Below are 14940 nucleotides of genomic sequence, written 5' to 3' on the forward strand. Positions count from 1 at the left end.
TAGGGGCATGGGCTCCTGCTGGAAGGATGTGCGCCATGGTGAAGGCGTATCCGGAAGAGTTCCGCCGCGATGTGATCGCGGTCGCCCGGAAGGGTGAGACGTCGGTGCGGCAGGTCGCGAAGGACTTCGGTGTGTCCGAGTCCTGCCTGGCCCGCTGGTTGCGTCTCGCGGACCGTGATGACGGCGTCCCTGCTGCTGCGTCGCCATCCGTGAAGGCGATTGAGCAGGCCGAGCTGCGGGACGCGCAGAAACGGATCCGGCTGCTCGAGCAGGAGAACGAGATCCTCCGCCGGGCAGCGGCGTACTTCGCCCAGTCGCAACTCCCAAAATGATCTACCCGCTGGTCCTCGAACTCGCCGCCGATGGTGTCCCCGTCGCGGTGACCTGCCGGGTGCTGGGTTTCTCGAAGCAGGCCTTCTATCGGTGGCGCGCCGACCCGGTTTCTCAGCGGGACTGGGAGGACGCGCACCTGACCAACGCAGCGATCGATGCGTACCGGGACGATCCGACGTTCGGGTACCGGTTCATCGCCGACGACCTGATTGCGTCCGGTCATACGGTGTCGGAACGGCGAGTGTGGCGGTTGTGTTCGCAGCAGCGGCTCTGGTCACTGCACGCGAAGAAGCGCGGCCTGAATCGCAAGGCTGGGCCGCCGGTGCACGATGACCGGGTCCGCCGTGCGTTCACGGCGCCAGATATCGACAAGCTCTGGCTGACCGATATCACCGACCACAACACGGCAGAGGGCAAGCTGTACCTCTGCGCGATCAAGGACGCCTGCTCGCGGCGCATCGTCGGCTACTCGATCAGTGACCGGATGCGGTCCTCGCTCGCCGTCGCGGCCCTGCGGATGGCGGTGCACCGCCGGAACCCGGCAGGAACCGTCGTCCACTCGGATCGGGGCAGCCAGTTCCGTTCGAAGAAGTTCGTCCGCGCGCTATCGGACGCCGGGCTGCTCGGATCGATGGGCCGAGTCGGCGCGTGCGCGGACAACGCTGCAATGGAATCGTTCTTCGCGCTCCTGCAGAAGAACGTCCTGAACCGGAAACGCTGGGCGACCCGGGAAGAGCTCCGGCTCGCGATCATCACCTGGATCGAAGCGACCTACCACCGGAAACGACGGCAACGAGGTCTGGGGAAGTTGACCCCGATCGAGTACGAGACGATCATCAACCCACAGGTCGCACTCGCGGCCTAAACGAACGAGTCAACCAAACCTGCAGCAGTCCCAACGCTCTTGACGCTTGCCATCCGGTGCACAGTGGGGTCATGAGTGATCGAGAACGCCGGGCTGACGGGCTGGCGGCCGTCATCGGCGGTGCGGCCGCGTTCATCGCCATCGTCATCGTCATCGTGTGGGCTCTCGCGACACAATCCCCTGCCATCGCGACCTGACGAGTTGATCGTGTGCCTCGATCGTGCGGACAAGCCGGGCCATCGCCCGGTAGCGGATCGTCGACCGGGACGGGTTGCAGGGCTAGCTGCCGAAGCTGACGTCCTCCGGGCACGGCGGCTGGTCGTCTCCCGCCGTGAACCCTTCGAAGCTGCTTCGGACCGGCGCTCTACCGCCCGCACAAGGCACCAGGTGCGAACGGTCAAGGTCCTTCCCGGAGTCGAGAAAGACCCACCGGGTGAAGCGCAGCGGCCAAACCCAGTCATCACGGCGAACGACGCGTTCCGCCTGCTGCACAATCCACCGAGAGACACGGTCGGCGGTGCGCTTGGCGCCGTGCTCTCCGACAGGTTCGAGCACATCGAGGTTCCCGTCGATTGGCCCGACGTCGTCGTAGTGCTTCTCGTCTCCCCAGCGGCACTCGGCGACGAAGCCGTCGTCGTCGTGCGTGAATGTGACCCACAGCCATCGGAGATCAGTCGTCAGGTGAGGGAGTTCAACGCCTACGAACGGCACGGCGATCTCGAGCGCGACGGACTGCTCCGCGCTCAGGCCGAGCCGCTGCCAACCCGTTGCGTGCTGACGGAGTTGCCGCACAAAGTGCGCATCCTGCGCATCTGCGGTCCTGACCCCTGGGAACCAATCCAAGTCAGACACAGCAGAAGGTTGGCATCTGCGACCGACCGCGGGCAACCCAACCTCGTCTCGGCAACCGATCGGCTTACGAGACGTGTCGGGGCGACAGCTCACCCTTCTCCCTGGGAAGCCGCCCGCTGGCTCACCAAGTCAGTGAGCGAGCGTCCCGTGCTCTTTGTCGCGTCGGGCCCTTCGCTTCGCTGCCCGACGGAAGGCCATGAGCACGGCGCCGCACACAACCGTCGCAACGATGCCAATGACCGTGCCGCCGATCGACCCACTTCCGTAGTTAGACCAAGGCAGCCCGAGAGCCCATTGCAGTGCAGGGCCCAGCACGAGTAACGCTCCGGCCGGCACGACGACGATGAGCAAGGCGCGGCGGCCGCTCCAAGCAGGATGAAGCAGAACGAGCACGGCGGCCGCGGCGACGACCGCGAAAGCACCGTAGATCCACGATGCGCCAGACATCCGCCAGCCGTCGTGCGCAAACCAGTCCTGGACTCCTCGGATGGTCCGTGGCCAAGCATGCTGACCTCGGCCATGTGTCGACGAGATGACAGGCAACGGCCACCCGATGATCGCGAGCACTCCGGCGATTGCGCTCGCGATTCCGAGCACGACCACCCCAGAGCGCGACCCGGTTCTGGGCTCGACGTCGACGTCGGAGATGCGCACGCCAAGGAGGCTATAGGGCGAGCGCGGCGGTGGTTCCAACCGGGCACCCGCCCGGTAGAGGATCCTCCACCGGGCCACGGTGCTGGCGCCCATGCGATCCTGTGGACATGCGGTACCGGCTCATGAACGATTACAGCGCGGATTGGCCGATCTGGCGGGATGACGGTGGAGCGCCGGATGGGGAGCCTCAGCTACCGGCGTGGCTGGAGGCTGACATCCGCAAGTGGGCTGCGACATTCGAGTCGCTATACTCCTACGAGACTGGCTGGCCGGATGCACGGATCGGCCAGGAGCAGCGGCTCAAGGGTGAGCGCCTGGCTGCGGCGATCGCTCGGGAATTGAGCCTGGGCGATTCAATCGTCTTCGCGCACTGGGAGACGAACGTTGCAGGGCGGGAACCCCGCGAAGTTTGAGCAGCCGACCGAGGCTCATCTAGGCTCCCTGCGGACGCCGGCAGTTGTCTCGGGAGGCCACGGTCTTCTGAGACTGCTTTTCCTGGGTGAAGGCGTTCGCCGTGGGATGCTGATGCGGTGCTCCTGTTGACCGAAGCCCTGCGAGGCAATTGGCTGGTGAACCGAGCCGGTCAATGGGCGACTGTCGCCGGTGTCGCTGGCACGGGCTTCGAGGCGTACGCGCGGCTGCTGCACCCGGTAGATGCGCACCATTCTGACCCGAACACGCTCGACGAGTGGGGCAATCCCGTCGATGTCGAGCACACGCGTTGGCGGTGGGCCGAGGTTGCGCGCCGCAATGGCCGGGTGATGCATCCCTTGGTGCAGTGGTTCCGCATCAGCGATGACGAGCAGACGAGGGACTGGTCGGATGGGTGGAGTGTCGGTCAGTCCGACGATGGGTGGTTCAACCCGGAGGATCTCGCGGTCCTGACCACGCACCTGCGGGCCGCGACACGGACCCCGGACAACCTGGTCATCGGAGCGTGGGAAGGCACCGGCAACCCGCCCTGGGCCACGGGAGGCCGAAACACGCTCGCGCGCGATCGCATGCAGATGCACTGGCCCGGTCGGGACATGTGGTTATTCAGCTCAAGCTTGGACGAGCTTGCGGACCCCATGTGGGCGCAGCGCACCGTCCCCGGATGGGAATGCAGCCGCTACGGCCAGGAAGGGCCATACACGTCGCTGATCTGGCCCGAAGATCACACCTGGGTCATCGCTTCCGAGGAAGACTGGGACTCGACGATCGTCGCCGGCTCACGCGCACTCGTCGACAGCATCCTCGCGGACGAACACTTCGAGGCCTTCGAGGTGCACGAAGATGACGACCTGAGCTGGGACGGCGATCTCCTCAACCCCCGCCAACAGCCGACACCAAAGCTCTGAGACGACCAGACGCCCGATGAGGGATCCGCTACCGGTCGGACCGACCGCTACTGGTCCGTCTACGTCGAATGATCGCTACGACGAACACGATCTCGATGATCAGCAGAGGGATGAAGGGCCAAAGAGCCCATGCCTGCCCCAGCATCATGGCGACCAGTGCCATCGCACCCGCGATGACGGCCCCGCCACCGACGAATCCACGTCTCATCTGTTCGGCTTCTCGTTCGGTGACCATCGACGTACCTCCCTGCGAGATTGTGCCAGAGCGTCTCCTGGACCGTTCCGATAGCCGGTCGTCCACCGGTACAGAGTTGGACGCCTTGAGATGAGGGCCAGAACCCAGCAGTTACCTGGGCCCGCGATTCCCGTATGACTGTCCCGCATAAATGCCCGGTGAAGGTACCTTAAACGCTACAGTCGTCGCATGCTCGTCGGATACGCCCGCGTCTCGACCTCTGGCCAGGACCTCGCCGCGCAGCGTGACGGCCTCCACTCACTCGGCGTCGACCCCGAGAACGTCCACGTCGATCACGGCATGACCGGAATAAACCGCGAACGCCCTGGACTCCGCGAAGCCCTCGCCGCCGGGCGGAAGGGCGACGTCCTCGTCGTCACCAAGCTCGACCGACTCGCAAGGTCTCTCCCGGACGCTCGTGACATCGCGGACGAGCTGACGCGGAAGGGCGTGACGTTGAACCTCGGAGGTTCCGTCTACGACCCAACCGACCCGGTGGGACGGCTGCTGTTCAACGTCCTCGGGATGGTCGCGGAGTTCGAAGCCGACCTCATCCGCGCACGCACGCGCGAAGGCATGGCGATCGCCAAGGCCGCAGGCAAGCTCCGGGGGAAGAAGCCCAAGCTCTCCGTCTCACAGGAGAAGCACCTGGTCGCACTGCATCGCGCCGGCACGCACACCACGAGCGAAATCGCCGAGCTGTTCGGTGTCGCCCGCTCGACCGTCTACCGGGCAATCCAGCGCGGCGGAGCGAACCCGCCCGCCAGCTGACGACACGGAGCGAAGCGAGAAGCACGACACCGAGCGAAGCTGCTTACAGCCTAAGGCGATCTGATTCGCGAAGGTGTAGAGCCGCAAACGATCGTTTCTGGACAGGTTGACGCGAGAGGTCGACACGCCTGTGCGCAGCTTCGTTCTGTGTCGTCCTTCTGGCTTCGCTTTGTGCCGTGACCGCGTCCCGGTAACTGATGGGTCAGCGGACAGTTCCGGCCGATGGTGCTGGCTGCGTCGAGTTCTTCCAACTCACCGTGAAGGCAATGGCAATGAGGAGGACAGCGCTGACGAGTCCGGTGCCCGCGTCGAGGCCGCCTCGAGAGTGTGGGACGGCGATGTAGTCGGCGAAGGATGCGCCGATGGGTCGGGTGAGGACGTACGCGGTCCAGAACGCTGTGACAGGGCCGAGGACCGCTGTTGCCCGTGCGAGGACAACGACGATCATCGCGGCGACGAACACGAGACCGCCGCTGAGGTAGCCGAGGTGGAAGGTGCTGGCGGCGAGGTCTCCGGCGGCGGTCCCCATTGCGAACGTCGTGATCACGGCGGCCCAGTAGAACAGTTGCCGACGGATGCTGGTGATCGTGTGCACGTCGACGGTTCCCTCAACGCGCCGCCACAGGATGAACACGGCGACGAGTGCTGCGAGGAACACGGGCGTCGACACCGCGTAGGGGACGCCGAGCGCGACGTGGGTGACGTCGGCGACCATGGTGCCGAAGACTCCCACCATGGAAACGGTGCCCCAGTACAACCAGGGCCGGTATCGGTCCGCCCGCAGCTGGACGATGAGGATCACCGCGAAGAGGACCGCGGTGATCAGCACGGTCGGGACGGGGGCGAAGCGCGTGACGAGGAAGTCGGAGAGTGCTTCACCCATCCCGGTGGTGAGGACCTTGATCAGCCAGAACGACGCGGTGAGTTCCGGCACCCGGTTCTGTGCGCCTGTGCTGGTACTCACTGCTCGCGGGCCGTCCGCTCAGCGGATGCGGGCGCAGACGTGTCGCGGTTCCTCCGAGCGACGTGGCGGCGGCGGAATGCGCCGATGACGATCGGGAGGATCGAGAACAGGATGATGACGATCATCAGCGCGTCGATGTTGTGGGCGATGAGCGGGATGCCGCCGAGGAGGACGCCGACGGCGGTCAGGCCGCAGGCCCAGGAGATCGCGCCGATGAGGTTGAAGAGCAGAAACCGGCGGTAGTGCATCTGCGCGGTGCCGGCGGCGAGGGGGACGTAGGTGCGGACGATCGGGACGAACCGGCCGAGGACCAGGCTGAGGCCGCCCCACTTGGTGAAGAACGCCTCCGCTTCGTCGAGTCGAGCGGTGGTGAGGATGCGGGCGTCGTCCTTGAACAGGCGTCGCCCGAAGCGCTTCCCGATCCAGTAGCCGACCTGGTCGCCGGCGATCGCGGCGATCGCGGCGACGATGGCGACCTGCCACGGTGTCACACCGAGCGTGCTGCTGATGATCGCTGCGGTGACGAGGAGCGAGTCTCCGGGCAGGAAGGGGAACAGGACCCCGGACTCGATGAAGATCAGCAGCGCGATCCCGGCGAGGACGAACGGGCCGAACGCGTGCAGCACGGAGGCTGCGTCGAACAGGCTCACTGCGAGGGGAACGGTGTGGAGCACGGGGTGCCTTTCACGGGACGGGCTGGTGCCGCCGCCATTCGAGTCGACGGCGGCACCAGCGAACTGGGTCAGACGGTGAGTCGGCTGCGCTGCGCGGGTTCCTCGCGGCGGAGCCGGATCACGAGGAAGCTGATGATCGCGGCGATGACGGCGAAGAACACGACGCTCGTGGTGATGGTCCCGATCCCGAGTCCGCCGTCTTTCGTGGACGCTGACAGCAGGTCGCCGGTGGAGGCACCGAGGGGACGGGTGAGGATGTACGCGATCCAGAAGCAGAGGACCGGGCCGCGACGGCCGATGAACCAGACCGCAGCGGTGACCGCGATGGCGCCGGCGAACAGCAGCAGGGACGGGAAGTACCCCAGGCCGGTCTGCTCGGCGATCAGGTCACCGGCGGCGGTCCCGAGGGCGAAGGTGAACAGAATCGCGAGCCAGTAGAACGCCTCCCGGCGGACCGTGTCGATGCTGTGGATCGACAGGGTGCCCTCGGTGCGGTACCAGATCGCGAAGACGGCGAGCAGCGCGACGCCGAAGACGGTGGTGCTGACCGCGAGGGGGACGCCGAGGCCGTCGGTGAGGTTGTCGGTGACGCAGGTTCCGACGATGCTGATCAGCACCACGGTGATCCAGTACAGCGGCGGCTGGTAGCTGCGGGCCCGGAACTGCAGCACCAGGAACGCGGCCAGCGCGACCGCCATGATCAGCGTCGTCAGCGGCAGCCCGAGGCCGACGGTGTCGCTGAGGAGGTCCGCTGCGGTCTCGCCGACGGTGGTCGCGAGGACCTTGATGATCCAGAATGACGCGGTCGGATCAGGCACCTTGTTCGAGCGGCTCCGGGTTGGCATAGGCGCTGCGGGCGAGTGGGACATGGCGTTCTCCTCGTCGGGACGGGCCGTGCCGCGGTGTGCGGGACCGGCGATGCTCCGACGGTAGAAACGGGCGCGCAAGACTCCACCAAGAATCACCTCTGCCTGCCCAGCCGGGGTTTCTTAGCTGTTTTTTGGCCGACGACGCCGAAGCTCGGCGTGCCGGTGCTGCTCCGAGTGAGGCAGGATCGAGCCAACGCGGTGACGCCGGAACGCCTCCCCCTCGCGTTCCGGCGTCGCTTGCATGGAAGGGGTCACATGTCGGCTGGGTGGCGGTCAGCGATCGCAGAGACGCTGGCTCGATGGTCTTTCCGGTCTGGTGCTGAGACCGACCCGGACCGGTTGGCGTACCGCCGATCGGTGATCGGCATCGCACTCCGCGTCGCGGTCGTGTCAGCTGCGCTCGTGATCGCGATCATCGTCCTCGTCGTGACGTACGTGCTGTGGCAGCTGACACCGAACCAGCTCCACGAACGCCCCGGACCGACCGACATCCACATCTACCTCGACACCATCGACCTGAGCATCGCGGTCATTGGCGTCGGTGGCCTCGCGATCATCCTCGCCGGCATCGCAGCATGGGTCATCGCCCGTCGAGCAGTGCGGCCGATCGCGGAAGCCGCACGGATGCAGCGCACCTTCGTCGCGGACGCCAGCCACGAGCTCCGCACCCCGTTGACGGTGCTCCATGCACGCGTGCAACGTCTGCAACGCATGACCCCGGCGGACGACCGGCGGCGCCCGGTCGTCGACGAGCTGCGCGGCGACACGCAGATCCTGATCAACATCGTCAACGACCTCCTCGAAGCAGGTGCCGGGTCGGGTGGCTCGGACGGCGCCGCTGACCTGAGGGCCGCGATGGAGGCCGTGCACCGCGACATGGAGGTTCTCGCAACCGAACGGCAGGTGCATCTCGACGTCGACCCGGTCGACGCAGTGGTGCAGGTGTCGGAGACACAGCTGCACCGCTGCCTGATCGCCTTGACCGACAACGCCATCGGCCACACGCGGGCCGGTGGGAGCGTTCACGTCACCGCGGCGACCAACGGCGGTCGCGTGACGATCCGCGTCGCGGACGAGGGCCCCGGCGTTGTGGGCATCGAGCCAGCACGGGTCTTCGACCGGTTCGCCCACGGCACCCCCGTCGAAGCGATCACGACAACCAGCATCCGAACTGGGTACGGAATCGGGTTGGCGTTGGTCCGCGACATCGCCGTCAGAGCCGGCGGTGACGCCATCGTCGAGCGCACCGACAGCAGCGGCACGGTCTTCGCACTCCGTCTCCCGATCACAGCCGTCAGCACACCGGAACACGATCGGGAGGCCCGTGCATGATGCCCCGACTGCTGCTCGTCGAGGACGACCCCCGACTCGGCCCGCTCGTCGCTGACGAGCTGGCCGAACAGTGGACCGTCACGCTCTGCGCCGACGGTGAATCCGCGCTCGAGACCGCTGCCGCGGAGTACTTCGACGTCATGGTCATCGACCGTCGACTCCCGGGCATCGACGGCACCACGGTGGTCGCAACCCTCCGACGGCGACGCATCAGCACCCCCGTCCTGCTGCTCACGGCCCTCGGCGAGGTCCACGACCGTGTCTCCGGGCTGGACGCCGGTGCCAACGACTACCTCGTCAAACCGTTCGACTTCGACGAACTCACCGCCCGGCTCCGCGCGCTCACTCGCGACTACTCCGGCATCGGTGCCAGCATCGAGATCGGCGGGTGGGCGTTCTATCCCGAGGACAACAGCATCACCTCGCCCTACGCGGGACGGGTGATGCTCACCGAGAAGGAAACCGCGTTGCTCCGGCTGCTCGCAGGTGAGCCGTCCCGGGCGTTCACCCGGCAGCACCTACTGTCCGTGGTGTTCGACAACGGCGAGCAGCTCGGCACGGTCGACACCTACGTCCACTACATCCGCCGGAAGACCGACCGCGACCTCATCAGCACTGTCCGTGGTGTCGGGTACCGGCTCGGGACACCCGCCTGAGATCACCGCTCAGTCATCGAAAAGGCCCTCCCGCTCAGCTTCCGAGGCCACTGCGAGTAGCGCAGCTCCAACCGAACCGACGATCACCAGCAGAGCGACGACCACTGCGCACACGACCCACACGCCCATGGGGAACCACCTCCGGGACTACCTTCGCCGGAGCACACCAAGGAACGACTAAGCCTCAGTCCCAGACCATTTCTGCGTCAGCCACTCCGTCGCACCACTCGAAGGTCCTCGTCGACACCGGGATCCTGTACCGCGAAAAGCTTGCCGAATGTCCGCCGGCTGTGTCAGAATCGTCCTGCGTCCATAGTGCGCGCCTACAGCCGGTCCTCTGGATCGGCTTTTTTTCATGCCCGCCTGTTCCGCTACCCTAAGGCTGCTCGACACACGTCTGCCCGGAATCTCGCGGGTATCGCATAGGCGCTGTCCACTGACACTCAAGACAGCACGACGCTGTCTCCGGCCCGCCTTCTCGGGACCGGCCTTTTTCATGCCCTGATCTGACTCGGGCATCCGCAGGAAGCTCTCCGCTCCTGCCTTTCGCCGAGCGCGCTTCGACGCGCGCCGGCGCCCTCATACCCCCACCCGAAGCCGGGTGGGTTCTGGCCGCACCTGGCCAACCCCGAAGGAGGCATCATGCCCATCACCGACACGGTGGACATGCTGATGGCCTCCGGTGGTACCGCTGCCCTGACCGGCATCATCGCCGTCGTCGGCGTGCTCAGCGCGTTCCTGTCCAAGCAGGTCGTCGCGCTGATCCAGCACGTCATCGATGTCATCGACGACCGCACGCTGGCCAAGGATCCCGAGCGCGCTCGCATCGTCGCAGACCTGCGTCGAGCACGTCGCGGGCAGCAGTAACCGCCGGTTCAAAAAGCCGTCCCTCATTCGGTCAGGAGAGCTCTGTCTCCATGTTGTAGCGAAAACGAACGATTCCGCTACAACTGTCCGTACCGACGCTTCGCCAGGGTGCGAGGCGGCGGGTCTTGTAACGGAACCCAGTCCCGGAATCTACGTGCCGCCACTACCCCTCCTGGTCGAGTTTCGCTACGTTCTTCCCATGGGTCACCTCCTCGGGTACGCGCGCGTGTCCACCACAGACCAGGACGCGTCGCTGCAGATCGACGCGCTCAACGCCGCCGGCTGCTACCGCGTGTTCGTCGACACCATGTCCGGGTCGCTCCAACACCGACCCGAGCTCGACAAGCTCCTCGACCAGCTCCGCCCCGGCGACACTCTCGTCGTCTGGCGACTCGACCGGCTCGGCCGGTCCATCCGGCACCTCATCGATCAGCTGCACGCTCTCGCGGAACGCGGGATCGGGTTCCGGTCGCTGCAGGAGACCATCGACACCACCTCGCCCGGCGGGCGGCTCGTGTTCCATGTCTTCGCCGCGTTGGCGGAGTTTGAACGTGACCTCATCAAGGAACGCACCAACGCCGGCCTCGCCGCCGCCCGAGCCCGAGGCCGGACCGGCGGCCGACCGTCTCGGCTCTCCGCGGACCAGGTGCGCACCGCGCGCCGGCTCTACGAGCAGCAGGACATGACCGTCGCGCAGATCGGCGACGTGCTCGGCGTCAGCCGCACCACCATCTACCGTGCACTCGCGAAGCACGCCGAGCCCGTCGTGGCGCGACGAATCAAGCCTTCCCCAACGATGTAGCTGGCCATGGACGCGAGCGGGCGGTGGGGCATCCTTCGACTGCACGTCGAGGACGCCATCCCGCTCGCCACCCTGGCCCGCACCACGGGCGTCGCCGAGCGCACCCTGCAGCGCTGGCTTGCCCGCTACCGAACCGGCGGATACCCGGCTCTTGCCGACGGCACCCGCACCGATCACGGCGCCCGACGGACGGCACCGGAACTGGTGCGTCTGACTGAGGGGCTCGCACTCACCAAGCCACGACCCTCGATCGCCACGATTCACCGCCAGGTCGACAATTACTGCACCAAACGAGGTCTCTCAGCGCCGTCGTACTCCGTTGTGCGGTCGATCGTGAAGGGGCTTGATCCCGGGATGGTGACGCTCGCGCTCGAGGGGCCCGCGTCGTACCGGGACAAGCACGAACTGCTGCTCCGACGTCGCGCAGACCGTCCCAATGCGATCTGGCAGGCGGACCACACGATGCTCGATCTGCTCATCGTCGGACCTGACGGCAAGCCCGAACGGCCGTGGTTGACGGTGATCCTCGACGACTACTCCCGCGCGGTCTGCGGGTACATGGTGTTCCTCGGCGCCCCATCCGCCGCGAACACCGCGCTCGCGCTCCGGCAAGCGATCTGGCACAAGCCGGAACCGGACTGGCCCGTCTGCGGGATCCCAGACGTGCTCTACACGGACCACGGGTCCGACTTCACCAGCCACCGAATCGGCGACACAGCAGCCGTGCTGCACCTCCGCATCATCCACTCGCAGGTCGCTCGCCCCCAGGGCCGCGGGAAGATCGAGCGGTTCTTCGGCACCATCAACACCGAGCTGCTCCCAACGCTCCCCGGCCACCTCGCACCCGGATCCTCGGCGCCGACGCCGGCGCTGGATCTCGCCGGTGTCGACAATGCCATCAACACGTTCATCCGCCGCTACAACGCCCGCACCCACCGCGAGCTCCGGAGAAGCCCACTGGAAGCGTGGATCGCAGACGGGTGGCTGCCACGACTGCCGGACTCCCTCGAGCAGCTCGACGGGTTCCTGCTCACCGTCCGGACCACGCGCGTCGTGCAACGAGACGGCATTCACTTCGAAGGCCTCCGCTACACCGCAACCACCCTCGCGCCCTTTGTGGGCAGCACCGTCAGCGTCCGGTACAACCCCCGCGACGTCACCGAGATCCGTGTCTTCCACCGCGACGCGTTCCTCTGCACCGCCATCAACACCGAGCATCAGACCGAGACCATCAGTCTCAAGCAGATCCAGGGCGCCCGGAACGCCCAACGCAGAGCCCTGCGCGGGCAGATCCGCGAACGCATCGCGGTCGTCCGCCCCACGCCCGATGATCACACCCCGCCAGTACCCGGACCGGATCAACCGCGACTGAAGACCTACGAGGAGGACCGGTCATGACGAGCCAGTTCATCATCACCAAGGAACACCGCCGGTTCGCGGAGTTCGCCGACGCCGTCCGGAAGCAGAACACCATCGGCGTCTGCTTCGGCCCTGCCGGCGTCGGCAAGACCCTCTCAGTCCGCCGCTACGCGCACTGGGACAGCATCGGCCCGTTCATCGCCAGATGGGCCGCACGCAGCGAAGACGACACCAAGATCTACGCCGCCGCCCACCGAGCCCGCACCGTCTTCTACACGCCCGAAGTCTCCGCCACGATGCGCGCCCTGCAGGACGACCTCCGGCACGACATGCTCCGCACCGAACACTGCATCGAGGAACACCTCCTCCTCCACGGCCGCCACTTCGATCACGCACACGGCCCCAACCCCTCCCTGCTCGAGCTGATCATCATCGACGAGTCCGAACGCCTCACCGGCAACGCGATCGAGTGGCTCCGCGACCAGTACGACCGAACGGGTATCGCGATGATCCTCATCGGCATGCCCGGCATCGAGAAGCAGTTCAGCCACTACCCGCAGCTCTACAGCCGCCTTGGGTTCGCCCACCAGTACCGTCCGCTCGGCCACGACGAGCTGCTGTTCGTCCTCGAACGCCAATGGCGCAGGCTCGGCAAGACACTCGATCCCGACGACTTCACCGACGCACAAGCCATCGCCGCCGTCGAACGCATCACCCGCGGCAACTTCCGACTCCTCGAACGCCTCCTCCCTCAGATCCAACGCGTCCTCAAGATCAACGAGCTCGACGTCATCACCAACGACGTCGTCGAAGCCGCCCGCAGCACCCTCGTCATCGGCACCACCTAACCCGACACCGACCGCAACGAAAACGACGACACAGAGCGAAGCTGCTCACACACCAGGCAAAGCACCGCAGTACGTGAAGGAGACCGAGTACTTCTGGGGTTGGAATGCAACCCTGGCTCGACGCGTCTTCCTCGAAGAATGCGACCGGAAGTCTGCACCGCAGCTCATCATGGCCGCAACGCTGAGCATGCCGGGTATCGGCACAGCCGAGGCAGCGGCTGCCGTCCTCGCCTCGATCGTCGGCGCGGGCCACTTGCCCGGCATCGCGGATGCCGACAAGGAGTACTGGGCGAACGCACTTCCCGAACGGCTCTACAAGCCAGCACGCAAGCTCGGCTGGGAAGCCAGTACCGAATACCGCATCGACAACCTCGGCCCCGCCGGCGGTCACGCCGGCCTCATCTTCGTCGAAGGTGGCAGCTACTGCCCAGCAATGCCGAGCAGGTACAAGTCCGCCAGCAAGGACGTTCTGGAAGGCAAGATCGACGAGGCGACCTACAACGTCCGCATCGACGCGCGGGAAGACTACGCGGCGCGTCCGAAGGCACGACCCGACGAGCAGGGCCGCGTTCCGATGATGTGCCCTGCATCCGGCGACAGCCCCACGATCATCTGCCCACTCAAGCAGATCAGCCAGCGTGTCTCCGAAGCGAAGAAGCGCAAGCTCGATGAGGTGAACCCGAAAGAGGACGGGTACCCGATCGGCGACGACCTCCCCGAGATCTGCCGCCAGCACTCCGTGCTCTTCACGCAGGACGACATGCCTCCAGTTCAGCAAGCGCTGCGCTACAAGTCGAAGGAATGGCGCAACTTCCACGGCTACGCCCGCAACCTCTCCGAGGGCGGAAACTCCATGGCGAAGAGCACCAAGTACGGCAGCCTCCACGACGACTCCCGCCGCCAGGTCCGAGGGTTCGCGGCCGCCCAGATCTTCATGACGTTTCTGCTCGCTGCCATGAACATCCGCATGATCTGCGACTTCGTCCGAAAACTTGAGCGAGAAGAAGCACACGAGAAGGCCGGCAAGGCGCCGCGCAACGTTCCCGTTCAGAAGCGACGGGACCGTGAATTCGCGAACACCTACACGGGGACCCTCCCCGGCGGTGCACCGGACCTCGAACTCAGACAGCAAAAAGCCGCAGAAAAGGCGGCTCGCATGGCGCAACGCGCCACCCGCACGGTCAAGAAGCGGACGTAGGCAAGACCTACCTCAGCGTTCCTGCAGCCTGCTGCGAGGTACGCCCAACCGATCGGCGATGTCCACCGCTCGCCAACGTCGAACACACGGCTGATCACTGAGCTGCCTACGCTGGCCCCTTCCGCAGGAGCGGGTGCCGTCGTTACGGCTCACGAGACGCGTCGCACAACGTGACGGCGTTGCCGCAGCCGTTCCCATGTGGACGTGGCGATACTTGTCGCGCCTGGGACCGAGAGCGTGCACCTCGCGCGTTTCAAAGAAGCAACGACAAGTGCCACGCATCCCAGCACGAGCCCGACGACAACGAAGAAGCCCACCGAG

The 14940-nt window shown here is 66.1% G+C and carries 17 protein-coding genes; 12 read left to right on the forward strand and 5 right to left on the reverse strand.

Going from position 1 to position 14940, the window contains the following annotated elements; all coding sequences use genetic code 11:
* Window positions 1-35: 35 nt before the first annotated feature.
* Window positions 36-1198, forward strand: a protein-coding gene (locus tag BIV01_RS17365; RefSeq protein ID WP_139199541.1) for an IS3 family transposase whose coding sequence is annotated in 2 segments (ribosomal slippage) — window positions 36-315 and window positions 315-1198 — 1164 coding nt in all. Because the reading frame shifts where the segments join, the coding sequence is not laid out codon by codon here.
* A 71-nt stretch (window positions 1199-1269) separates the two neighbouring features.
* The gene (locus tag BIV01_RS20390) at window positions 1270-1395 is read left to right on the forward strand and encodes a hypothetical protein (protein ID WP_302847436.1); all 126 of its coding nucleotides are present in this window, start codon (window positions 1270-1272) and stop codon (window positions 1393-1395) included.
* A gap of 82 nt (window positions 1396-1477) precedes the next feature.
* On the opposite strand, the gene BIV01_RS17370 is transcribed toward BIV01_RS20390, so the two are convergent.
* Both BIV01_RS17370 and BIV01_RS17375 read right to left on the reverse strand, forming a co-directional pair.
* On the reverse strand, window positions 1478-1990 hold the full coding sequence (locus BIV01_RS17370) for a hypothetical protein (protein WP_071303672.1): 513 nt from the start codon (window positions 1988-1990) through the stop codon (window positions 1478-1480).
* A gap of 189 nt (window positions 1991-2179) precedes the next feature.
* Entirely contained in the window at window positions 2180-2704 is a 525-nt protein-coding gene (locus BIV01_RS17375; protein WP_139199543.1) for a hypothetical protein, read from the reverse strand.
* 122 nt (window positions 2705-2826) lie between these two features.
* Between BIV01_RS17375 and BIV01_RS17380 the strand changes: the two genes are divergently transcribed.
* From BIV01_RS17380 to BIV01_RS17395, 3 genes are all read left to right on the forward strand, one after another.
* Window positions 2827-3117 carry a hypothetical protein gene (locus BIV01_RS17380; protein WP_139199545.1) on the forward strand — a complete coding sequence of 97 codons (291 nt, stop codon included), beginning with the start codon at window positions 2827-2829 and terminating at the stop codon, window positions 3115-3117.
* 117 nt (window positions 3118-3234) lie between these two features.
* The gene (locus BIV01_RS17385) at window positions 3235-4044 is read left to right on the forward strand and encodes a hypothetical protein (RefSeq protein WP_071303675.1); all 810 of its coding nucleotides are present in this window, start codon (window positions 3235-3237) and stop codon (window positions 4042-4044) included.
* Window positions 4045-4468: 424 nt separating this feature from the next.
* Window positions 4469-5050, forward strand: a complete 582-nt coding sequence (locus BIV01_RS17395; RefSeq protein ID WP_071303677.1) for a recombinase family protein — start codon at window positions 4469-4471, stop codon at window positions 5048-5050.
* A gap of 202 nt (window positions 5051-5252) precedes the next feature.
* Here BIV01_RS17395 and BIV01_RS17400 read toward each other — a convergent pair whose 3' ends face one another.
* The 3 genes from BIV01_RS17400 to BIV01_RS17410 form a co-directional block, all read right to left on the reverse strand.
* Window positions 5253-6014, reverse strand: coding sequence for a COG4705 family protein (locus BIV01_RS17400; RefSeq protein WP_071303678.1), 762 nt, complete (start codon window positions 6012-6014; stop codon window positions 5253-5255).
* Complete coding sequence (locus BIV01_RS17405) at window positions 6011-6664, reverse strand: DedA family protein (RefSeq protein WP_254791878.1); 654 nt, start codon at window positions 6662-6664, stop codon at window positions 6011-6013. The genes BIV01_RS17400 and BIV01_RS17405 overlap by 4 nt, the downstream gene beginning before the upstream one ends.
* 92 nt (window positions 6665-6756) lie before the next feature.
* Window positions 6757-7506, reverse strand: coding sequence for a COG4705 family protein (locus tag BIV01_RS17410; RefSeq protein WP_217642572.1), 750 nt, complete (start codon window positions 7504-7506; stop codon window positions 6757-6759).
* 84 nt (window positions 7507-7590) lie between these two features.
* Between BIV01_RS17410 and BIV01_RS17415 the strand changes: the two genes are divergently transcribed.
* The 7 genes from BIV01_RS17415 (at window position 7591) to BIV01_RS17445 (ending at window position 14619) form a co-directional block, all read left to right on the forward strand.
* Window positions 7591-8889 carry a sensor histidine kinase gene (locus BIV01_RS17415; protein ID WP_139199547.1) on the forward strand — a complete coding sequence of 433 codons (1299 nt, stop codon included), beginning with the start codon at window positions 7591-7593 and terminating at the stop codon, window positions 8887-8889.
* Window positions 8886-9545 (forward strand): response regulator transcription factor, encoded by a 660-nt coding sequence (locus BIV01_RS17420; protein ID WP_071303681.1) that lies wholly within the window; start codon window positions 8886-8888, stop codon window positions 9543-9545. The genes BIV01_RS17415 and BIV01_RS17420 overlap by 4 nt, the downstream gene beginning before the upstream one ends.
* Before the next feature lie 642 nt (window positions 9546-10187).
* On the forward strand, window positions 10188-10412 hold the full coding sequence (locus tag BIV01_RS17425; RefSeq protein ID WP_071303682.1) for a hypothetical protein: 225 nt from the start codon (window positions 10188-10190) through the stop codon (window positions 10410-10412).
* A gap of 199 nt (window positions 10413-10611) precedes the next feature.
* The gene (locus BIV01_RS17430; RefSeq protein ID WP_071303683.1) at window positions 10612-11214 is read left to right on the forward strand and encodes a recombinase family protein; all 603 of its coding nucleotides are present in this window, start codon (window positions 10612-10614) and stop codon (window positions 11212-11214) included.
* A 6-nt stretch (window positions 11215-11220) separates the two neighbouring features.
* Window positions 11221-12612 carry a Mu transposase C-terminal domain-containing protein gene (locus BIV01_RS17435; protein ID WP_071303684.1) on the forward strand — a complete coding sequence of 464 codons (1392 nt, stop codon included), beginning with the start codon at window positions 11221-11223 and terminating at the stop codon, window positions 12610-12612.
* Window positions 12609-13421, forward strand: a complete 813-nt coding sequence (locus BIV01_RS17440) for an AAA family ATPase (RefSeq protein WP_071303685.1) — start codon at window positions 12609-12611, stop codon at window positions 13419-13421. Before BIV01_RS17435 ends, BIV01_RS17440 begins: the two co-directional genes overlap by 4 nt.
* A gap of 73 nt (window positions 13422-13494) precedes the next feature.
* Window positions 13495-14619 carry a hypothetical protein gene (locus BIV01_RS17445; RefSeq protein ID WP_139199549.1) on the forward strand — a complete coding sequence of 375 codons (1125 nt, stop codon included), beginning with the start codon at window positions 13495-13497 and terminating at the stop codon, window positions 14617-14619.
* Window positions 14620-14940: the final 321 nt, after the last annotated feature.

The organism is Curtobacterium sp. MCBA15_013, assembly GCF_001865095.1.
Taxonomy (GTDB): domain Bacteria; phylum Actinomycetota; class Actinomycetes; order Actinomycetales; family Microbacteriaceae; genus Curtobacterium.